The following is a 20,099-nucleotide window of genomic DNA, read 5'->3' on the forward strand; positions in this document are numbered from 1 at the left end:
CCAAACCTACCACGGTAACAATCATGAGAATCAAACAAGTCGAAATACGCTGCTGTCAAACAGACACAGCTATGAATGCGCACGCGTTAAAGAAAGCAGGCAAATCAGAGGCGTTGAACTTTCTTGTGGTGACACTCAAAACCGAATGCGGGATGAACGCGTCCATGTTTGGCTTTGCAGGAAAGTCAGCATTAGGGGCGGGTCATCTAGCAGCGTCTAGCATGCCAACACTTCTAATTGGCAAAAATGCACTTGACCGAGAAAAGCTATGGCAGGAATACCGAACACTTAATCGATGGTGGCATCATTTGCCTATGTACAGTTATGGCCCCTTTGATTGCTGCTTATGGCTTTTAGGCGCTCAGCATGCAGGGCAGCCTTTATGGCGCTACATCGGTGGTTCAAGGCAGCGCGTGCCTGTTTACACTTCGTCACTGGTGCTAGCAACATTAGAAGATTACAAGAAAGAAGCGCTGGCAGTAAAAAATGCTGGGTATCATGCATATAAAATTCACCCACCGGGTAATAACATGCGTGAAGATTTGGAGATTCACCGAGCGGTTCGCGAAGCGGTTGGTGAAGATTTCACACTTATGTCCGATCCGGTTGCGTCATATTCACTTTTAGAGGCGGTGGAGTTTGCTAAAGGGGTGGAAGCGTTGAACTATGCGTGGTTGGAAGAGCCGTTGCCCGATGAGTCATTTACCGCACTTAAAAAGCTGAAGTCGAAGGTGTCTATTCCCATTGTGGGTGCAGAGGTGTTGCCGCATCATCCTTACTCTGTTGCGGAAGCACTGTCGGCTGGTGTTTATGATGCAGTTAGAGCAGACGTGTCTTGGTCCGGCGGTATTACCGGAGTCCTTAAAACGGCAAACTTAGCGGAATCGTTCCATATGAATTGCGAACTGCATACCACGATTTTCCACCCGTTGGAGTTAGTCAATATGCATGTGGCGGCGGCAATCAGCAACACGACGTATGTTGAACTTTTGTATCCGACGGACACATTTTCATTTGGTTTGAAACAGGCGCTACCTATAGAAAAGGGTTACGTCAACCTCCCAGAAACAGCAGGGTTGGGTGCGGAATTGGATTGGGGTTTTATTGATAACGCGACCATTCAAATGTTATGACGCCCCTTTTTTCTTAGGGGCATCATAGTGCAATAAATGTTTGGACTATTAAGGACTCTAGCTTTGTACCAAAGCGATTAATGATTCCATGGAACGCTTTAGATCGTCTAATGCTTCGCCCGAAGGAACGGCTTTTTTCGTGCATTCATTTAACGCCACGACTTGATCCATAAACAACCCTGGTTGAGAGTATCTTTGGTTTAAGGCTTTCGTTAAGGAAGATTTAAACGCATCCACTTGTTTCTGCATTTGAGCGGCTTTTGCTTTGTCACCCCCGTTAAACTCGATCAATCCTGGTGTGACAATGTCACTTTGAATGTAATCGTCGTATTTCTCCAGCCCTAGTTTTGCCGTATCTACAAGATCGGATTTGTATTTTGCTGGTGGGTTGGTGAGTTTTTGTTCAATAAAATCAATGAGAGCTTGGCATTGCTGCATATCGTTAACGCTAGGCTTAGCGGCAATCTGAAAAGATAGAGTACAAGCCAGCGTCACAAGTAGATATTTTAATTTCATTTTTCATTCCTTGAGCGTTGCTTCCTTTGGGTCAACTTAAATTAAGCTTATGCCAAGAACACAAATTGAACAGTATGAAAAATGAGTTAAATATCAAGTAAGTTGATCTACAATCCTTCCCACTCGTCCAAAGTGATACCAGAGAAAAATTCACCAGAGAGTATCTCGATCATTGTGAACTCTCCGGCGTAGTCATTTCGCGATGCTGTATCAATAAAGTAGCTGTTTGCGATGCGGACTACTTTGTCACTTCTTGTGTGTCCATGAATGGTGAAGTCTACATTCGTAACGGGATCCGATGGTTCACCTTTTATACGCGTTCTTCCCCAAATCCACCTAGGGTTTTCTAGCATATTGCCTTTCCAGTTCTGCATTTCTGTCCAATCAAGGCTGTGAGGTTGAGCGTGGCTTATGCCGACTTTTCTTCCATCGGGAAGGTTACAAGTGATGGCGCTGGGCATATCTTCAACAATTGCCTGTAGACTCCTTAAGGTATCAATCGATTCTTCTAGTGCCCAATCACCGCCGTTTTTACACCAGAGCTCCAATAGCCTTCTCTGATCTTTATTCTTATTTTCTAACTCCCAAACCGACATCGCATTGGACATCATCAGTTCGTGGTTTCCAATAATAGAGAGGAACCAGTCGTTTTCTGAGTAAAAACGTAAGGTTTCAGCCGATTGCGGACCTCGATCAATCAGGTCGCCAACCGAGATAAGTAAATCGGTATCAGGGTTAAAATCAATATCTTGTAATGTGTGTTTTAAATGCCCTAGTTTTCCATGAATATCGCCAATGACGAATACACGATTGAAATTAGATACGTTTATATGTTGATGCCTGAATTCCATTTCTTTGAAACCACTTTATTCTTCGAAAACACTTATTTGTTAAAAACTTATTCGCTAAAACAACTAGCAAACTGAGCCAGAACCGTCTTGTGAACGTTATACGAAAGTTTTCTTGTTTACCATACCCAAGTAACCTCAAGATGCTTGGTTCAGCGGCTTCCCTACCAAAGAATAGGGAACTGGTTTTCGGGCAAGGCATCGAATTGAAGATCTAGTGGTTCTAAATCAAGAATCGATAACGCAGTATGAAAACCAGTTTAACTCGCCCTTGGGAGCCCATATTCTACTTCATTTCATCGTCAAAAACTTGGAAAGGATTCGTCATTCCACTGCGTTCTTTTCCTTGAACTTAATCAGAATATGCGGCTCTGAATCCTGCATCTTGAGGTCACTTGGGTATACATACCCAACTAGCTACGTTACAGAAGCACTATCTTTCATATGGTGCGTTTATCCAGCCCCATTTCTTTGTATGAGATGCCTATGTGGCTAATCGGTGCGTCTCTTCACAAATAGAAAATAGAACATCAGTGTTTTGATGGAAATTCGAATAAGAGAGACTACTATTCGAGCTCGATATAACAGCTCCAAGGAAGCCCCAATAGAATGACGAGATACGAGCAGTTAGCACAAGATATAAAAACGCAGATAGAAAGTGGTGTTTGGCGAGCTGGAGACAAATTGCCATCAGTGCGGGCGACATGCAAAACATCTGGTTTTAGTATCTCTACTGTTATGCAATCGTATCAGCTGCTGGAAAGCCAAGGCTGGGTTACAGCTAGACCACAATCTGGATACTATGTCTCACCAAGAAAAGTCTCACCTATAGAGCCTGAACACATTCTTCCTAGCACTCGAGAATCTGTCAACCAATCAGATAGCGTGAACATTAACGATTTATTGTTTGATGTTATTCAACAAACACGTGATAACGACATTGTTCCGTTAAGCAGTGCGTTTCCAGACCCAGAATTATTTCCTTTTAAAGTGCTCACCAGAAACCTAGCGAGCAGTGGGCGAAAGATGCTACCTCATTCTACAGTCACCAACTTACCACCGGGGAACGATGCACTGAGGCGCTGTATTGCACAGCGATATAACCTTGAAGGCATTCATGTTGTACCGGACGATATTGTGGTGACATCCGGAGCGATGGAAGCGCTGAACTTAAGTTTACAAGTTCTGACGAAACCTGGGGATTTGGTTGCGGTTGAATCGCCTACTTTTTATGGTGCGTTGCAAGCTATTGAACGGCTGCAATTGAAAGTTGTCGAGATCCCTAGTTGCCCGAAGTTTGGCATTAACTTGGAATTGTTTGAAGAAGCGCTGTCTACGTTACCAATCAAAGCCTGTTGGTTTATGACTTCTTTTCAGAATCCGATTGGACATTCATTGTCTCCAGAGAAAAAGCGCCAGTTAATCGATATGCTGGCGATGCATGATGTTCCTCTCATTGAAGACGATGTGTATTCCGAATTGTATTTTGATCAAATCAAGCCTTTGCCTGCCAAACATTTCGATTCTGAACATCGAGTCCTGCACTGCGGTTCTTTTTCCAAATGTTTAGCGCCTGGTTATCGGGTTGGATGGGTAGCCAATCGTCAGTACGCAAAGGCTCTGCAACGAGCGCAGTTGATGTCGACGCTTTCGGCTAGCATTCCTACTCAAATGGGTATTGCTGAGTATCTTCAATCGGGTGGGTACGACACGCATTTAAGAAAGCTGAGAAGAACCCTGCAACAACGCCAAAACGCCTTTTTAAAAGGGTTGAAAGATTGGCTACCAAGTGAGATTAAAGTAACGGAACCGAAAGGAGGGTACTTCATTTGGCTAGAATTGCCAGCAAGAGTAGAGGCGCAAGAAGTTTACTTAAAGGCACTTCAACAAAAAATTGGAATAGCTCCCGGAACCCTGTTTAGTTCCGATCAGCACTTTTGTCATCACATTCGTTTGAACTGTTCTTTCGACTGGGATGAGACAACACGGAATGCAATAAAAACCCTCGCCTCGATCCTTTCAGATATGCTGCGTGAAAACAGATAAAGTCACTTTGAATTCAAGCGCAAAACAACCGAAATGATTGCACTGAGTTCGATTGATTATGGAATCACTTTATCGTTTTAACAAATCCTTTTCATTTATAAACTTACATTCAACTCCGACCTATTTTCGCTTTGTTAATCTGAAATTGCTCGCTGAACACTTCGCGTAGACATTTACGCCAAGGCGAGCATGTTCAGGAATATTAAACGGAGAGAAATAATGAATAAACTGGCTATTTGTTCTGTCGCATTGGCAGGATTATCGCAGGCTTTGGTGCCTAACCTTGCCAACGCGCATGGGTGGGTTGAATTTCCGAGTGCGAGACAAAATACGTGTTATCTAGATGGTGGTTTTTGGGTTGATGCGATTCCCAACCAAGCGTGTCAGGCGGCATTCGATGTTTCGGGAGCCTTTCCTTTCGTACAAAGAAATGAAATTGCTGCGAACGTTGCCAATTACGGAGACATGGCACATGTCAAAGCGGTAATCCAAGATGGCAGCTTATGTTCGGCAGGTGCAAACTCGAAAGCGGGCCTAGATGTAGCGTCACCGCATTGGCAGAAAACGTCTGTCCAACTTGATGCGAACAATGAGTTTGAACTGGTCTTTTATGCTGACACGCCTCATGATCCATCGTATTGGCAAGTGTATCTATCCAACGCTTCGTACACTGGGGATGCGCCGTTAACTTGGTCTGATCTAGATATGCTGGTGAGGAACGATAACGTTGTACTTGGACCTGATAGAAGGTATCGACTCACAGTAAAAATTCCAGAAGGAAGAACTGGCGATGCCGTACTTTACACACGTTGGCAACGCAAAGACCCGGGCGGTGAAGGTTTTTACAACTGCAGTGACATTAGTTTGAATGGCGGTGGTACGAATCCAGATCCAGGACCTGTTGATCCAACGCCTCCAGCGAAAAACCTAACTGAGCTTGGCTATTTTGTAGCGCCTGATTTTGGTCCGGTAGAAGTTGGGGATACTGCACGATTCCGTACATTTAGTCCTACTGGTCAAGAAATTCACGATATTCAATTACCCATCACAGCAAACAACCAATCGAACTGGGCTGGTTTGATTGCTGCTCAAATTAATGATCAAAACAAAGGGAAGTGGTTTATTGGTATCTGGCATTCCGAGATGAACCATTACATGTATGACAGTTCCAATGTTTTGGCGAACAAAGTTCATGCTCCCAATGCAGAGCCTTCTTACCAACTTTCACTCATTAAAGCGGTAGACCCAACGCCGCCAACTCCTCCTGCCAATGACGCGTGGGTTGCTACCAAAGCTTATGAAAAAGGCACGGTTGTATCCCATGTAGGTCGTAGTTGGACTGCGCAATGGTGGACAAAAGGCGAAGAACCGGGCACCACAGGTAAGTGGGGTGCTTGGCGCTAATTTAATCACAACATTTCTGTAACGCCTCTTCGGAGGCGTTTACTTTCTCAACTGTTCGGTTTCTTTTTGCAAGATCTGTTCTACCCCTAATACGCACTATTGTGGCATAAATTAGTCTGTCCAATCGGGGAGTCAAACCATGAAAAAACATTCAGCCTCACAAGAGGTTAAGTTGATTATCGTTGCTATCGTATGTGCACTAATGCTTGTATTTGGTCATTTGATTTTAGCGAAAAGTTTCATGGGTTACGTTTGGGTTGAAGTGACGGCAGCGGCCATTCCCCTACTTATGGTGGTCATTTGTTACGTTGCGGTCCGAACGGCAAGCAAAGCGGAAGATTCGGTTGGCGAAAACTCCTGATCCATTACTTCCTTAGTCAGTCGCGGAAACTCTAGAACTGTAATTCAGTAGAGTTGCTCCAGCTGACGCCATACTATGTATTTTGCCCCTGTCTCGGGGCTTTTTTATTTTCCGATACGTCTATTCCACCAGTAAATACACAGGATCTTGTAACGAGAGGTTACAAGAGGCTAAGATCTTGAGATTGCTAAGCGTTATCGCCGACAAATGTTTGAAAGATTGCCTTAAACACTATATTTTTAGGCTGCATTTATATAACAGGCTTTGGGCAAGGCTAACTTGCTAGGGAATACGATGGACATCTTTAAGATCATTCAAGAATCTTGGAATTACTACGCGCGCCATATTCAAGGTGTTTTTTTGATCATGATACCTGTGATCGCGATTGTGGATTTGTTTTACGCTTTAAATCCTGTGGACTTTGAAGATATGTCCAACGCTCAGGGAATCATGATAAGTCTTATTCCTTTTGTACTCCTTCCTCTTTACCAAGCGGCTTTGGTCGTATTATTCCAATCACGTTACGACGGTGCCACGTTAACCACGTCTCAATGTTATAATTTTGGCAGCCAAGCTTTTGTTAGGCTTCTCGTTATGTACATTTTAATGGGCATAGCCATTTTATTCGGCATGATGCTCTTGATCATTCCCGGTATCTACTTAATTGGTCGACTTTGCTTGGCTGAGTTTTACTGTGTATTGGAGAAAAAAACGTACACCCAAGCATTGTCATCAAGCTGGGCGGCGACGAAAGAACATCAATGGCCAATTTTGGGCGGCTATTTATTAGTAGCGTTACTTCAGGCTATGCCAACGTATTTCATTTCAATTCTATTGAACGTGTTAGAAATCGATAACATGGTTGTCGACTTCTTTGTAGGAGCAATAAGTTCTGTTCTATTGGTTTTGATCACAGCCTACACATTCCGCGTGTACAGTTTTGTAAAAGATAACGAACCAAAGATTACGGAAGCGGTCTAAATTCCCGGACTGGAACAGAATAGGGAACTCATAATGAAAATAGCGACAACTTCGCTCTTAACAACAATCTCGCTCTTCACTGCAGTAGTAGTACTAGCTGGCTGTACCGGACCACAAGGTTACTACGGTACAAGATCTTCGCAGCAGAATCAGTGTCAGAGTATTGCGGATAAACTAGAGTACGAACGTTGTATGGATGATTCTCGAATGAGTTATGAGGAATATCAGGAAGGTCTTAATCAGTAATACTGGGTACTCTTTTAAAAACTGTTTCGTATTAAGCCATCGCCACCGCGATGGCTTTTTTGTGTGCTAGTTTTGGGAAGTTTTAGCGACTTTTCGCTTTGTTGTTTTTGATTCATCAACATTGCACGCGAATCAGAAGGTTTAATTGGTATTTTGAAGCAGCTTTAGTAAGGTAGAGCGACTTATTTTATATCAAGGAAGATTCATATGTCATTTATAGCTGAGTACCAATCCGTAGTGTTGGTTTTCGGATTGACAGGCGCACTCATATTTCTACAACTCTTAGTCGCCGATATTATAGGTATCGTCAAAAAGCACAAACCCGGTCATGACATTATATCAGACCACGATAACTTACTGTTTCGAGTCAATCGCGCATTTCTGAACTCAAACGAAAGCGTCGCCATCTTTATTCTTGTTACGATCTTTGCAGTTTTATCCTCAGCAACCCCGTATTGGGTAAACTTGTTCACGTGGGTGTATTTTGCATCGCGAGTAGCGCATATGATTTGTTATTACGTTAACTGGAAAGTTGCGCGGAGTGTTGTCTTTGCGGGAACCGCGGTGAGTTTAATAGCACTATTTGTGCTTGGTGTTATGGCGTACTAATCCATTATCAAGCCTGCAAACTCTCGATGTTAACAAGACCCTAGCTAAAGTAGTCTTGAATCGCGGTGACGATTCCCAATTCAGGGCTACTTAATACAGGAATGGAATAGGGTTTTGTTGAAAGCGCTCCAGCCATAGAAGCTTGCGCCAACACGATGGCGTCGAATTGGTCTTCTTTCGCTAATAGAGTGCGTGCAATAAGGTCGAAATAACCTTCGGAATCTCCCTTCATAAAACATTCCCACGCATTTGGAATCAGTTGATACTCTATATTTGGCACTGCTAGAGTGTTACAACAGGACTGATTCATTAACTCTTCAGTCGGTAATAATGTGCTTTCCAATGCTGCGAGAACAAGGACATTGTCGTATTTGATCGCAGCGTCTGCCATGGCTCGATCAATTCGAATGGCGTTTAAATCATGGAGGAGAGCGGCCTTTTCAACGACCCCACCCAGTGTCGAGCACGTACAGATAGTCAGTTTAGATTGTGCGGCAAGTTTTCGAATTTCTTCTTCGGTTGATTTGGCTACATTAGCGTTCACACCGTTTACTGTTGCTTCTTTGAGAATATCCTCACGAACAGAATACGTTGTTTTTAAATTGGGAGCGTGCTTCCGGATTAACGTGTTAAAAGTGTCAATGTGGACAGGGGAAGTGTGCAAGAAAGCGATATCAATATTTTTCACATTCGAAATCCGTTGTCTATTGAGTTACCAAGGGCGACTCTTACCGTTCTATTGCTTGTAACACGAATTATTCAAAATATCATAATTGTTATGCGAAATAGCACAATTTCTATTATGTTACTGAGTAAAGTCTTTTCAATAAGCATTGATTGCGGTAGGTTTGAGCTAATCCGAAAATAACATAAGGAAGTCGATGCGGGCGCTAGAACTGAAGTTACCTCCTCCGATAGTCGCAGCCGTTTGCGGATTGGGCATTTGGTTCTTGCCTACGTTTCCAATAAGTGACTCATTTATTTTCACGTTCTTTGCGCTAATGCTTGTGCTCTCAGGCATAGCTACCGCCATGCTAGGGCTGATTTCTTTTCGAATGGCTCGTACTACTTTCCATCCAACATTGACCGATAAAACAACGACACTGGTGACTTCTGGTGTGTATAAATTTACGCGTAACCCAATGTATCTCGGTATGCTGCTGGTGCTCATAGGCATTGGGTTCTATTTAAACAATTGGCTGGCATTCTTATTTTGTATTGGGTTTGTAGGCTACATCACTCGTTTCCAAATTAAGCCTGAAGAAGCGTTCTTGGCAGAACTTTTCCCACAGGCATTCCCTGAATATCGAGCTAGGGTACGTCGTTGGATTTAATCTGATAGTTAAGTAAGAATGAAGAACACACTCTTTTTTATAGGAATATTTTGTTTTGTGGCACATGAAATTGACGCCATGATGCATCACGCTTGGTTGGTTTTACCACTCACTGTGTGGATACCGGAGGAATATGCGCAAACCTTATTTGTTCTTGCTCATATCCCTCTCTTTATCATTATGATGTTTATGTTGCCCACTTATTTTCTGAGTAAGATCGAAAAAGTACAAACTGCTATAGCAACATTCATCGTTATTCATGGCATATTGCACTCCGCTTTCATGACTCACGAACATTACGAATTCGATTCGTTTTTGTCTAATTTATGGATATTTGGCGGCACTATTTGCAGTGCTGCTTTCCTCATATTTCAGACAGGGCAAAAACAGGGAGCCGTGGTACACAAATAACAACCTGTTTGCCTGTGGGTGGTAGAGCATTCCCAATTAACGATGAAAGGAATACTACGTGAAAAAAACTTCATACCTCACACCCAAGCAAGTTGTCGCAAATTATTGGAACGCAATGGCAGGAAACGATTTCCATGCCGTCGCGCAGCAATGGCTAAGTGAAGACTTTGAATGTGCTTGGCCGCAATCTAACGAGCTGATTTCTGGACGTGAGAACTTTGCATCTATCAATTCTGAATACCCATCTAATGGCAAATGGTCGTTTACCATTAACACCTTAGTAGAAGATGGAACGCAAGTGGTGAGTGATGTGACAGTGACGAATGGAAAAGAAGTGGCAAAAGCGGTAACGTTCCACACCGTGTTCAACGGAAAAATCACCAAGCAAACAGAATATTGGCCCGATGACTACGACGCACCAGAATGGCGGAAGAATTGGGTGAAAAGCCTATAAATGACGGGCTAGATCTTTTTAAGCTTGATGGGCTGAAATAAACTTAGGTTTTCAGCGTTCTTTTATATCCAGTAGCAAAATATACTCAAGTGCCTTGAGAGCACTTGAGTATAAAATCTTACAGCGTGAAATATTGATGCGCTTCTTGTATTGGTCCTATTCTGTTAGGGCAATGATTAGTAAGACGGCTGGTGGGTTAAGTGAAGAAGAGATTGAAAATCTGGGGCAGTGCTTTCAGCATTGTGTTTATCACTGCAGTTGTGTTTGCCCAGCTTCGTACAGCAGATGTACCTAATCCCATTCCAAATACATTAGGCGTGATTGAGCGCCTTAATGCCGACTCCAATGCTCAAATATTGTTTATACACGGCTCCCCTGGCTCCAAAGAAGGGTATTTAGGGTATTTAGATCTCCCTGATTTGCAATCCATAGCCGATTTAGTGGCTATCGATAGGTTGGGTTTCGGCGCATCGAACCCTGAACCAGAAACTTCTATTCGACGTCAAGCCCAAGCCATTCTCCCTTACTTATCAAACGAGAAAGCGAATATACTCGTTGGTCATTCACTCGGTGGTCCGATTGCGTTGCAGCTGGCACTAATCGCACCAGAAAAAGTGCACGGGATGGTATTGGTCGCCCCTGCATTTGACCCAGAGTTAGAGCACCCAAAATGGTACAACTACATTGCAGATACCGTACTGGCGAAATGGTTGCTTCCTGATGAGTGGAACCAATCTAATATTGAAATGATGTCGTTGTCTGATGAACTAGAAAAACTTGCCAGCCAGAATTGGGAACCACTGACAATGCCAATTCATATCGTGCACGGCGAAGAAGATGACATTGCCGACCCAGGTAACTCATCCTTTGCAATAAAAAAACTTCCGTCAAAAACGTCAAAACTCTTTTGGGTACAAGATGAAGGGCATTTTGTACTTTGGCAAAACATTCCCCTTATTGCCAAACATGTACAAGCGATCTTTAAAAAAGCACTGTAAGAAGCAATGGAGTTAAAGTAGCTTAACAGTGACCTTAAAAAGGACGTGTCTGTACTTTTTATATCCCCATACCCTTCCAAGTTTTGTAAACAGATGCTTGATTTATCATCTGTATGATTTATTCTAAATTGTTGAAAAATAAAGACTGTCATGTGTTTGTCGGCAAGGTGTCGTTCAATGTCAGGTCTAAATTTGGGTAAAGTTAGTCACATCAACAAGGCGTTGCTATGAATTTGAAAGCTCTAAGAAATGATCGAGGATGGTCGCAAGAACAACTGTCTCAAATGAGTGGGTTGAGTGTGAGAACCATCCAAAGGATAGAGCAGGGGAGCAAACCAGGAATGGAATCTCTCAAATCACTAGCAGCGGTGTTTGAAGTAGACATTAAAACTTTACAGCAGGAGACACCCATGACAAACGTAGAAACAGTCACAAACGAAGGTATCAATACAGAAGAAGTACAAGTAACAAGAAAAGTGAAACGCTTGAAAAAGTTTTATTCCAGCTTGCTATCTTACGTTGTCACTGTTGGGTTTTTATTTATCGTAAACCTAGTGACAAGCCCCGAATACATGTGGGCCTGGTGGGTAGCGTTTGGTTGGGGAATCGGCATTGTATCGCAGGGAGTTCGTGCCTTTGAATTACTTAATTTTTTCGGTGATGACTGGGAAAAAAGAGAAATCGAAAAGCGAATGAAGAAGTAAACAATACACGGACACAACAAAAATTAAGAAGAAGGAAGCCAATCGGCTTCCTTCTTGTCTTTTTTAATTAGCTATTACTAAAGTTCAAGTTTATTTAGGCGTCTTGCACTTTATGTTGAGCGAGCAAAATTGAATTGCTGTAAGGCCTTTCCTCTTGAGCGCCAAAGATGACTAAGAATAATTCCTACCAGTAATGCAAATACTACCGAAAGTTCGGGAGATGGGTTGTGTATTACTTTTTCAAGTAAGCTTTTTGCTTGAAAGTGACTCAAATATATGAACAAGGAGCTCATTGCAACAAGCGTGATGAGCTTTCCTAGTGGTGCGGGTACACGTATTGCTGGTAACCATATTGTGATTTGCATCGCGATAAATAGAAATGTCATGTTATCGCCAAAACTTGAAATAAGGTTTGGAGTGCAGATACCTAGTACTAACACCGAAGCAAGCGATTTTTGTATTGTTGTTTTACTGTTTGCTACAAGAGCCCCTAGGCAGAAAAGATACAGCATTAAATGTGGGAGTCTGTGTAATAGGTCAGAAGTGTCAAACTTCCACATGCTAACCATACTTACGATATAAGTGACAATAGTTAAACAGAGGAATAGAAGGTAAGGGGATGCTTTCATCCATCTTCTTATTGGGGCAAATAACAGGAATAGAGCAAACAGGATATATATCTGGATGAGTACTTCAATAAACCAAACGGTTACTCCATCGGCGTAACTGGGACCGATGTAATTACTGACCAATAATATGCTGTAGGGGTGAAACCTACCTAGCAACACATTGATCAACAAAAGGTAAAGGCAGGTTGGAATTATGATCTTAATTAGAAATCGACTGTAGGTCGTTAGGCAGTGACCGACTTCTTCATTTTTGGAGTGAAAAGTCCCTAAGTTAAATTTTGGTACTGTAAATTTAATGAAGTTAAACCCAGACAAGCAGATCAGATACAGAGCCCCTCCAAGTAGGTTAGCAAAATCAAAATGCCCTGCGACTATCGCGAAAATGGAAAAAGCTCTAAGCAGCAAAGATACGTCATAGCGAACAAACACCATACAACCCTTAAATAACGAAAAACGTTGTTTATGATCTACAAAATCACATTAGGGATTATATGAGTTTTAGCTTATAATCATTAAGTTTCATTTAATGTAGTTGTACTGCATTTGTTTTAATAAAGTACTAGATGCTCATGTTCAAAAATACAGTTTCGGTTTTTGTCTACTAATATCTGATATATATGCCTCTTTTCTTAGGAATGCTGAATAAGCAACAGAAACAGTAAAGCGCTTAAAGGTAGAGAGGGAAGCCGAAGCTTCCCTCTCTACTATCTAAAAAAAAGAAGATTATGCGTTTTGTGCTTTAGCTTCGTTCGCCTTCTCACCTTCGTCGATAAGCGAATCCACGATAACCGCACATGCAGCATCACCTGTAATGTTCAGGGCTGTACGAATCATGTCGAAGATACGATCTAGGGCAAACAACAGTGGCAAGCCTTCAATAGGGATACCGGCAGCCAATAGAACCGCAACAACAAGGAAAGACGGACCAGGTACACCAGCTTGACCTACCGCACCAAGCGTTGCCGTTACGATGATAGCGGCGTACGAGGCAAGGCTAAGATCCACATTGAATAACTGTGCAAAGAAAATAGCCACAAGACCGTAGTAAATGGCGTTACCGCTCATGTTGATCGTTGCACCTAGCGGCAAAGCGAAAGAAGCCGTGGAATTTCGTACCTTAAGCTCGTGCTCTACTGTATCTAGCGTAACTGGCAACGTAGCCATTGAAGATGCCGTAGAAAGCGCGACGGCTTGAGGTTTCTTCATTGCAGAGATAAATTTCTTCGCCGAGGTTTTTGTAAAGATATGAACCAATGCTGGGTATACAACAAAGCCAAAAATCAGAATGGCAGCAACGTATACAAAGAAGAGTTTAATCACAACAGTCAGAGCACTGAATCCGAAAGTACCCACAGCATCTGCCATTAAGCCAAATACACCAATTGGTGCAATTTTCATAACGCAGTTGATCATCCAAACCATGGCATCAACAATTGCGTTGACGCCATTGATAAGTGGAGTGCGTTTTTCTTTCTCTAATTTTGAAACCGCGATCCCGAAGAAAAGGCAAAAGACCAAGATTTGAAGGATGTTCGCTTCATTCAAAGATTGGAAAACGTTGGTAGGGATCATGCCGATAATGGTCGCCCAGAAAGTAGGGAGCTCACCTTTAGAGGCATACTGGTTTGAAAACATACTTTCGACACCAGACACATCAATGCCGACACCGGGTTGAAAAACGGAGCCCATTATCAATGCTAGTGCCACCGCCAGTGCTGAGGTAACGGCAAAAAAGCCCAGTGTGAATACACCCACTTTTCCTGCTGAATGGCTATCACCTAGTCCAGCTGCACCTGAAATCAGCGCGACTGCAACCAATGGGATCACTAGCATTTTAATCAACGCAATAAAGATTGAGCCTAAAGGCGCAAACAATGATGCAGAGCTTCCCATATAGGCTCCGACAACGGTACCTAGAACCATAGCAATAACGACCTGAACGCCAATATTGCTTAATAAACCCTTATTTTTTAACACTTCCATAACCTCTGTGCTGTATATATTGCCAATGATGGTTTTTGCATCTAACTTAATGATCAAAAATAGATGAAAATCTTGCTTGGCTTTTTACACTGAATTGGAAATGCGATCAATATAACCTAGGTGAATAAGTTAGAAAAAATAGGTGTTCTGTGAATTTTTGAATAAACATGCAAAGCAATCGTTTGCTAAGAATATGTGAGAGGTTGTTTATTCGAGTTCAAGGTAGGTAAACAAAAATGATTAAACGCTATGTAAAATAAACGCAACATTTAGAACAAATGTTGCGTTTTTGTTTCATGTATAGAGTGTTATAGCCAGAGTGATCCGAGCGGATTGGTTTGAGCTCGTTTGACTATTTTTGTGTTGCCGCTTTCATTGGCTCAACAAAGCTTGCAAGCGAAGTAAGCATAGCTGATTCGTCACTTACGTTTGCCTCTATGATCTTAACAACAGCAGAACCAGAAATAGCCCCAGCCGCACCTGATTCCAACGCTTCTTTAACTTGCGCTGGCTCTGAAATACCGAAGCCTAGTAATGCTGGTGGTGCATTAAATTGAGAAAGTTTGCTCAACATGTCGCCGACAGGCATATTCGCTTTTGTTTCTGCACCTGTTACGCCCGCACGCGAAAGCAAGTAGGTGTAGCCACCACCCAATTCAGACACTTGTTGGAGTGTTTCATCTGATGCAGTTGGTGGTGCAATAAAGATTGGATGAATACCATATTTGTGCGCCGCTTCTACAAACTCTTTGCTTTCATTTGTTGGTACGTCGGCGATCAGCACAGAGTCAATTCCAGCATCTGAGCAACGTTTGTAGAAACTTTCGATACCGTTGGCGTAAACCAAGTTGGCGTACATTAACAAACCAATTGGCAAGTCTGGGTACTGCTTGCGAATTGCCGCAATGCTTTCAAAACAAATATCGGGTGTGGTTCCTGAATCCAAAGCGCGGATATTCGCTCCTTGAATCGTTGGACCATCCGCCAGCGGATCGGAGAACGGGAAGCCCAATTCAAGGGCATCGGCACCTGCTTCGACCAGTGTTTCCATGATTTTCAGAGATTGCTTTGGGTTTGGATCGCCAACGGTGACAAAAGGAACAAATGCGCCTTGGTTTTTTTCAGCCAAGCGGGCGAACATAGCTTGATAACGATCCATTACAGCACTCCTTTTTTCTCAAGAATATCGTGAACAGTGAAAATGTCTTTATCACCACGACCTGATAAGTTCACAATCAGCAGTTGTTCTTTTTCTGGGTTGTCATGTGCTATTTTCAAGGCGTAAGCCAACGCATGAGAGGACTCCAAAGCAGGAATAATACCTTCGTTTCTAGCGAGAGTTTGGAAGGCTTCCAATGCTTCATCATCGCTTATCGCAACGTACTCCGCTCGACCTGTCGCGTTCAAATGCGCATGCTGAGGACCAACTGAAGGGAAATCCAAACCTGCCGAGACAGAGTAAGACTCTTCCACTTGTCCGTGGCTATCTTGCATTAACGGTGCTTTCATACCAAAGAAGATGCCCGTTTTACCGTGTTTCAGTGGCGCGCCATGTTGGTCAGTATCAATACCCAAACCAGCTGGCTCTACGCCAATAAGTGCTACATCGGTTTCTTCTATGAAATCGGCAAACATACCAATGGCGTTCGAACCACCGCCAACACACGCAATGACAGAGTCTGGCAGTCGACCTTCTCTAGCAAGGATCTGATTTTTGGTTTCTTCACCAATCATGCGTTGGAATTCACGAACAATGGTTGGGAATGGGTGAGGCCCCGCTGCTGTACCTAAAAGGTAATGTGCTGTCTCGTAAGAGGCTGACCAGTCACGCAGCGCTTCATTACATGCATCTTTAAGCGTGGAGCTACCTGAATGTACAGGAATCACTTCTGCGCCCATTAGCTTCATACGGAATACGTTAGGGCTTTGACGTTCTACGTCTTTTGCACCCATGTAAACGCGGCACTTCAAGCCAAGGAGCGCACAAGCCAATGCTGTTGCCACACCGTGCTGACCCGCGCCTGTTTCTGCAATGATTTCGTTCTTACCCATGCGCTTGGCAAGTAATGCTTGACCGAGTACTTGGTTGGTTTTGTGTGCACCGCCATGAAGTAAGTCTTCGCGCTTAAGGTACAGTTTTGTTTTTGTCCCTTTCGTTAAATTACGAGTCAGCGTTAGAGCCGTTGGACGACCTGCGTATTCTTGCAGTAAGCCCATAAACTCGGCATGAAAATCGGGATCTTCTTGGGCATCAATAAACGCTTGTTCTAATTGTTCAAGTGCTGGCACCAAGATTTGTGGTACATACTGACCACCATATTCTCCAAAGTAGGCATCAAGTTTTGCCATGATAATTCCTTAACTTTAAACGAGCTTTTCGTTTGTGATCAGTAGTGTCTAATTTCTTTAAATGCTTCGGTTAGCTTGGTTTGATCTTTGTGCCCCGGAGAACTTTCTACTCCAGAATTTAGATCCAACCCAAGGCAACCTAGATTCGCGGCGTCTCTTACGTTTTCTGGCGAGAGCCCACCAGCGAGCATGACGTTCTTTTCTTCACCAATGAGCGACCAATCAAATGTGACTCCTGTACCGCCGGACTGATTCCCGACTTTGGAATCTAATAGGTGTCGATTTATGTGTTGTTCTAAAAGCTGAGGCGCTTTATCGGTCACACCGTATGCCTTCCAGATTTGGCATTGTTCAGGAAGAGCTGTTTTCAATGTATCGACAAATGCTTGGTCTTCGTCGCCATGAAGTTGGACAGCCGCAAGCCCCAAACCATTAGCAATAGAAGCGACATCTTGTACGGAATGATTTTGAAAAACGCCCACATATTGCAGCGGTGCACCACTCATGATCCGGCGAGCTCTGTCTGCATCGACGTATCGCTTCGATTTTTCAACAAAGATCAGACCGCCGTAAACTGCTCCAGATTGGTAAACCTTGGCAGCGTCATCCGCTTGAGTAAGCCCACAGACTTTGTTTTCACCCAGTAAAACTCGACGAACAGCAAGCTCAAGGTTGTCTTCAGACATGAGTGAACTGCCGATCAAGAAACCATCGGCATATTTTGCAAGATCGCGGACTTGCTGGTTGTTATAAATACCGGATTCAGAGATGACAATCGTACCCTTTGGTAACTTAGGTGCCAGCTCTTTTGTTCGGTTCAAATCGATGGATAAATCCCGCAAGTTACGGTTGTTGATGCCGACCACTTTCGCTTTTAGCGCAATGGCTCTTTCAAGTTCTTCGTCGTTGCTGACTTCGGTCAGAATACCAAGGTTCAAGCTGTCAGCGACTTCTGCAAGCGCTTTGTATTGGTCGTCGTTCAGTACAGAAAGCATCAGCAAAATGGCGTCAGCTTGGTAATGACGTGCAAGATAGACTTGATAGGCGTCTATCATAAAGTCTTTACACAATACCGGCTGAGAAACTTGCTTTTTTACTTGAGGCAAGAAATCAAAATTACCTTGAAAGTATTTTTCATCCGTTAAGACAGAGATTGCGCTGGCATGGTTGTTGTAAACCGAGGCAATGTAATCCAAATCGAAATCATCACGAATGAGCCCTTTGGAAGGGGACGCCTTTTTGCATTCTAAAATGAACGCGGATTTATCTTGAGATAACGCATCGTAAAAGCTTCTGTCAGAAGGTACTAGCGCAGACTGAAATGTCTCTAGAGGCTGAGATTTTTTACGCTCGGCAACCCAAACGTGTTTGTCATCAACAATTTTTGCTAGCACTTGAGCCATATCTCGGTTGTGCTTGGTAATGTGTTCAGACATTGTGTTTAGCCTCTCTCTGCCAATTGTTTTACGAGTTCATACGCTTTGCCAGAATTCATCGCATCAATAGCTTTTTGCGTGTTAGCCTTCAGATCTTCATTCCCAAACAGTTTCAGTAGTAAAGAAACATTAACTGCAACCGCCGACAGCTGAGCGTCTGTGCCTTTACCCGTCAAAATATCGGTAATAATCGCACGGTTTTCAGCGGGCTCTCCACCTTTAATGGCTTCTAATGGGTGAGTATTAACACCGAAATCAGCAGGGGACAGCGTATATTCTTCAATCTTACCGTCTTTGATTTCGGCAACTAATGTATCGCCGTGGATTGCCACTTCATCTAAGCCACTGCCATGAACGACAGCTGCACGCTTCATACCCATTTGCAACATCGTTTCTGCGATAGGGCGCACCAGTGCTGCATCGTACACACCCATTAGTTCGATGTTTGGGCGAGCTGGGTTGATTAGAGGACCAAGAATATTGAAGATGGTGCGCGTTTTCATGGTTTGGCGAACAGGCATCGCGTGTCGCACACCACCGTGATATTGAGGTGCAAATAGGAACGCGACACCTAAATCATCCACTGCTTTACGCGTATCTTCAGCGCTCATGGCGAGATTAATGCCGAAAGAGTCTAGCAAGTCAGACGAGCCCGATTTGCTGGAAACACCTCGGTTACCATGTTTTGCGACTTTTACACCACACGCGGCCGCAACAAACGCCGCTGTTGTTGAGATGTTTATGGTGTTAGAGCCGTCACCGCCAGTGCCGACAATATCAGCGAAGTCATAATCTGGACGTGGGAAAGGGTTGGCATTTTCCAGTAGTGCTGAAGCTGCTCCTGCGATTTCGTTAGGCGTTTCGCCTTTGATTTTCAAAGCCGTAAGGACAGCAGCCAATAGAATAGGGTCCATTTCACCTTTAATGATGGCATCAAAAAGTTGCTGACTTTCATCCTTGGTCAGAGATTGCTGGTCGTAGAGCTTGTTTATAATGTGTTCCATAAATTCTTCCTTCATTTTGCCCTGACTTAGACGGCAAGGCAGAGTATCCGTAATTTGTTTTTATTCTTACTACGCCAGTGCCCAGTGAATGGTATTTGCTAACAAGTTTGCGCCTTGCGTGGTCATGATAGATTCAGGGTGGAACTGAAAACCAATGACTTTATCTTCTTCATTTACCACGGACATGACAAGCCCGTCGACTTCCGCGGTGATTTTCAGCGATTCTGGTACCGATGTCGCGACTAAAGAATGGTATCTCGCAATCGCAATAGGAGAGGGCAGCCCTTGGTAAGCCGCATGATTTTGATGCGCCATCATGGACACCTTTCCATGAACGATGTCACCCGCGCCAGCGACCGTGCCGCCATACGCTTCAACAATCGCTTGATGACCAAGGCAAATACCTATCATTGGTACTTTACCTTTCAGGCGTTGGATTAATTCCGGCATGCATCCCGCTTCAGAAGGTGCGCCCGGACCCGGTGATAAAACAACAACTGGGCTTTCTAATCTGCTAATGGCTTCTTCTATGACAGCGGCAGCAATATGATTGCGATAAATGGTGACGTGATGACCAAGCGATCGAAATTGATCCACCAAGTTGTAAGTGAAGGAGTCAAAGTTGTCTACAAATACTAAGTTCGCCATCTTCT

General features: G+C 43.4%; 21 protein-coding genes. 11 read left to right on the forward strand and 10 right to left on the reverse strand.

From position 1 onward, the window contains the following. Positions 1-23 precede the first annotated feature (23 nt). Positions 24-1,133 (forward strand): enolase C-terminal domain-like protein, encoded by a 1,110-nt coding sequence (locus tag CW749_RS07260; protein WP_101111361.1) that lies wholly within the window; start codon positions 24-26, stop codon positions 1,131-1,133. 57 nt (positions 1,134-1,190) lie between these two features. Here the strand turns inward: CW749_RS07260 and CW749_RS07265 are convergent, their stop codons facing one another. Continuing rightward, complete coding sequence (locus tag CW749_RS07265) at positions 1,191-1,649, reverse strand: hypothetical protein (RefSeq protein ID WP_101111362.1); 459 nt, start codon at positions 1,647-1,649, stop codon at positions 1,191-1,193. A 107-nt stretch (positions 1,650-1,756) separates the two neighbouring features. After that, entirely contained in the window at positions 1,757-2,500 is a 744-nt protein-coding gene (locus CW749_RS07270; protein ID WP_101111363.1) for a metallophosphoesterase, read from the reverse strand. Between the two features lie 606 nt (positions 2,501-3,106). Between CW749_RS07270 and CW749_RS07275 the strand changes: the two genes are divergently transcribed. From CW749_RS07275 to CW749_RS07300, 5 genes are all read left to right on the forward strand, one after another. Next, the gene (locus tag CW749_RS07275) at positions 3,107-4,543 is read left to right on the forward strand and encodes a PLP-dependent aminotransferase family protein (RefSeq protein WP_101111364.1); all 1,437 of its coding nucleotides are present in this window, start codon (positions 3,107-3,109) and stop codon (positions 4,541-4,543) included. A 219-nt stretch (positions 4,544-4,762) separates the two neighbouring features. Further along, positions 4,763-5,947 (forward strand): lytic polysaccharide monooxygenase, encoded by a 1,185-nt coding sequence (locus CW749_RS07280; protein WP_101111365.1) that lies wholly within the window; start codon positions 4,763-4,765, stop codon positions 5,945-5,947. Positions 5,948-6,086: 139 nt separating this feature from the next. Next, complete coding sequence (locus tag CW749_RS07285) at positions 6,087-6,308, forward strand: hypothetical protein (RefSeq protein ID WP_101111366.1); 222 nt, start codon at positions 6,087-6,089, stop codon at positions 6,306-6,308. A gap of 294 nt (positions 6,309-6,602) precedes the next feature. Further along, positions 6,603-7,289, forward strand: coding sequence for a hypothetical protein (locus CW749_RS07290; RefSeq protein ID WP_101111367.1), 687 nt, complete (start codon positions 6,603-6,605; stop codon positions 7,287-7,289). A 453-nt stretch (positions 7,290-7,742) separates the two neighbouring features. Continuing rightward, positions 7,743-8,144 carry an MAPEG family protein gene (locus tag CW749_RS07300; RefSeq protein ID WP_101111369.1) on the forward strand — a complete coding sequence of 134 codons (402 nt, stop codon included), beginning with the start codon at positions 7,743-7,745 and terminating at the stop codon, positions 8,142-8,144. 40 nt (positions 8,145-8,184) lie between these two features. On the opposite strand, the gene CW749_RS07305 is transcribed toward CW749_RS07300, so the two are convergent. After that, the gene (locus tag CW749_RS07305; protein WP_101111370.1) at positions 8,185-8,832 is read right to left on the reverse strand and encodes an amino-acid racemase; all 648 of its coding nucleotides are present in this window, start codon (positions 8,830-8,832) and stop codon (positions 8,185-8,187) included. A gap of 193 nt (positions 8,833-9,025) precedes the next feature. On the opposite strand from CW749_RS07305, the gene CW749_RS07310 reads away from it, so the two are divergent. From CW749_RS07310 to CW749_RS07330, 5 genes are all read left to right on the forward strand, one after another. Continuing rightward, the gene (locus CW749_RS07310) at positions 9,026-9,478 is read left to right on the forward strand and encodes an isoprenylcysteine carboxylmethyltransferase family protein (protein WP_101111371.1); all 453 of its coding nucleotides are present in this window, start codon (positions 9,026-9,028) and stop codon (positions 9,476-9,478) included. An 18-nt stretch (positions 9,479-9,496) separates the two neighbouring features. After that, complete coding sequence (locus tag CW749_RS07315) at positions 9,497-9,889, forward strand: DUF6713 family protein (protein ID WP_101111372.1); 393 nt, start codon at positions 9,497-9,499, stop codon at positions 9,887-9,889. Between the two features lie 58 nt (positions 9,890-9,947). Continuing rightward, a complete protein-coding gene (locus CW749_RS07320; protein WP_101111373.1) occupies positions 9,948-10,343 on the forward strand; it encodes a nuclear transport factor 2 family protein in 396 nt (131 codons plus the stop codon). A 200-nt stretch (positions 10,344-10,543) separates the two neighbouring features. Then, on the forward strand, positions 10,544-11,341 hold the full coding sequence (locus CW749_RS07325) for an alpha/beta hydrolase (protein ID WP_101111374.1): 798 nt from the start codon (positions 10,544-10,546) through the stop codon (positions 11,339-11,341). Positions 11,342-11,568: 227 nt separating this feature from the next. Continuing rightward, entirely contained in the window at positions 11,569-12,045 is a 477-nt protein-coding gene (locus CW749_RS07330) for a helix-turn-helix domain-containing protein (RefSeq protein ID WP_101111375.1), read from the forward strand. A 110-nt stretch (positions 12,046-12,155) separates the two neighbouring features. Here the strand turns inward: CW749_RS07330 and CW749_RS28575 are convergent, their stop codons facing one another. The 7 genes from CW749_RS28575 to CW749_RS07365 all read right to left on the reverse strand — a co-directional run bounded on the left by CW749_RS28575 (position 12,156) and on the right by CW749_RS07365 (position 20,094). Then, on the reverse strand, positions 12,156-13,106 hold the full coding sequence (locus CW749_RS28575) for an acyltransferase family protein (RefSeq protein ID WP_101111376.1): 951 nt from the start codon (positions 13,104-13,106) through the stop codon (positions 12,156-12,158). Positions 13,107-13,397: 291 nt separating this feature from the next. Further along, complete coding sequence (locus CW749_RS07340; protein WP_101111403.1) at positions 13,398-14,657, reverse strand: dicarboxylate/amino acid:cation symporter; 1,260 nt, start codon at positions 14,655-14,657, stop codon at positions 13,398-13,400. Positions 14,658-15,009: 352 nt separating this feature from the next. Beyond that, positions 15,010-15,816, reverse strand: coding sequence for a tryptophan synthase subunit alpha (gene trpA / locus CW749_RS07345; RefSeq protein ID WP_101111377.1), 807 nt, complete (start codon positions 15,814-15,816; stop codon positions 15,010-15,012). Further along, positions 15,816-17,006, reverse strand: coding sequence for a tryptophan synthase subunit beta (trpB, locus tag CW749_RS07350; protein ID WP_101111378.1), 1,191 nt, complete (start codon positions 17,004-17,006; stop codon positions 15,816-15,818). The genes trpA and trpB overlap by 1 nt, the downstream gene beginning before the upstream one ends. A gap of 38 nt (positions 17,007-17,044) precedes the next feature. Further along, the gene (gene trpCF, locus CW749_RS07355; RefSeq protein WP_101111379.1) at positions 17,045-18,442 is read right to left on the reverse strand and encodes a bifunctional indole-3-glycerol-phosphate synthase TrpC/phosphoribosylanthranilate isomerase TrpF; all 1,398 of its coding nucleotides are present in this window, start codon (positions 18,440-18,442) and stop codon (positions 17,045-17,047) included. 5 nt (positions 18,443-18,447) lie between these two features. Further along, the gene (gene trpD, locus CW749_RS07360; RefSeq protein ID WP_101111380.1) at positions 18,448-19,446 is read right to left on the reverse strand and encodes an anthranilate phosphoribosyltransferase; all 999 of its coding nucleotides are present in this window, start codon (positions 19,444-19,446) and stop codon (positions 18,448-18,450) included. Positions 19,447-19,515: 69 nt separating this feature from the next. After that, a complete protein-coding gene (locus CW749_RS07365) occupies positions 19,516-20,094 on the reverse strand; it encodes an aminodeoxychorismate/anthranilate synthase component II (protein ID WP_101111381.1) in 579 nt (192 codons plus the stop codon). Positions 20,095-20,099 lie beyond the last annotated feature (5 nt).

Origin of the sequence: Vibrio sp. vnigr-6D03, assembly GCF_002835515.1 — a bacterium.
In the GTDB taxonomy this organism is placed as follows: domain Bacteria; phylum Pseudomonadota; class Gammaproteobacteria; order Enterobacterales; family Vibrionaceae; genus Vibrio; species Vibrio penaeicida.

Coding starts and splice junctions, on each gene's coding strand:
- CW749_RS07310 (WP_101111371.1), top strand. CDS start 9,026: ATGCGGGCGCTAGAACTGAAGTTACCTCCTCCGATAGTCGCAGCCGTT.
- trpB (WP_101111378.1), bottom strand. CDS start 17,006: ATGGCAAAACTTGATGCCTACTTTGGAGAATATGGTGGTCAGTATGTA.
- trpCF (WP_101111379.1), bottom strand. CDS start 18,442: ATGTCTGAACACATTACCAAGCACAACCGAGATATGGCTCAAGTGCTA.
- CW749_RS07290 (WP_101111367.1), top strand. CDS start 6,603: ATGGACATCTTTAAGATCATTCAAGAATCTTGGAATTACTACGCGCGC.
- CW749_RS07330 (WP_101111375.1), top strand. CDS start 11,569: ATGAATTTGAAAGCTCTAAGAAATGATCGAGGATGGTCGCAAGAACAA.
- trpD (WP_101111380.1), bottom strand. CDS start 19,446: ATGGAACACATTATAAACAAGCTCTACGACCAGCAATCTCTGACCAAG.
- CW749_RS07280 (WP_101111365.1), top strand. CDS start 4,763: ATGAATAAACTGGCTATTTGTTCTGTCGCATTGGCAGGATTATCGCAG.
- CW749_RS07265 (WP_101111362.1), bottom strand. CDS start 1,649: ATGAAATTAAAATATCTACTTGTGACGCTGGCTTGTACTCTATCTTTT.
- CW749_RS07275 (WP_101111364.1), top strand. CDS start 3,107: ATGACGAGATACGAGCAGTTAGCACAAGATATAAAAACGCAGATAGAA.
- CW749_RS07270 (WP_101111363.1), bottom strand. CDS start 2,500: ATGGAATTCAGGCATCAACATATAAACGTATCTAATTTCAATCGTGTA.
- CW749_RS28575 (WP_101111376.1), bottom strand. CDS start 13,106: ATGGTGTTTGTTCGCTATGACGTATCTTTGCTGCTTAGAGCTTTTTCC.
- CW749_RS07315 (WP_101111372.1), top strand. CDS start 9,497: ATGAAGAACACACTCTTTTTTATAGGAATATTTTGTTTTGTGGCACAT.
- CW749_RS07260 (WP_101111361.1), top strand. CDS start 24: ATGAGAATCAAACAAGTCGAAATACGCTGCTGTCAAACAGACACAGCT.
- CW749_RS07365 (WP_101111381.1), bottom strand. CDS start 20,094: ATGGCGAACTTAGTATTTGTAGACAACTTTGACTCCTTCACTTACAAC.
- CW749_RS07300 (WP_101111369.1), top strand. CDS start 7,743: ATGTCATTTATAGCTGAGTACCAATCCGTAGTGTTGGTTTTCGGATTG.
- trpA (WP_101111377.1), bottom strand. CDS start 15,816: ATGGATCGTTATCAAGCTATGTTCGCCCGCTTGGCTGAAAAAAACCAA.
- CW749_RS07285 (WP_101111366.1), top strand. CDS start 6,087: ATGAAAAAACATTCAGCCTCACAAGAGGTTAAGTTGATTATCGTTGCT.
- CW749_RS07340 (WP_101111403.1), bottom strand. CDS start 14,657: ATGGAAGTGTTAAAAAATAAGGGTTTATTAAGCAATATTGGCGTTCAG.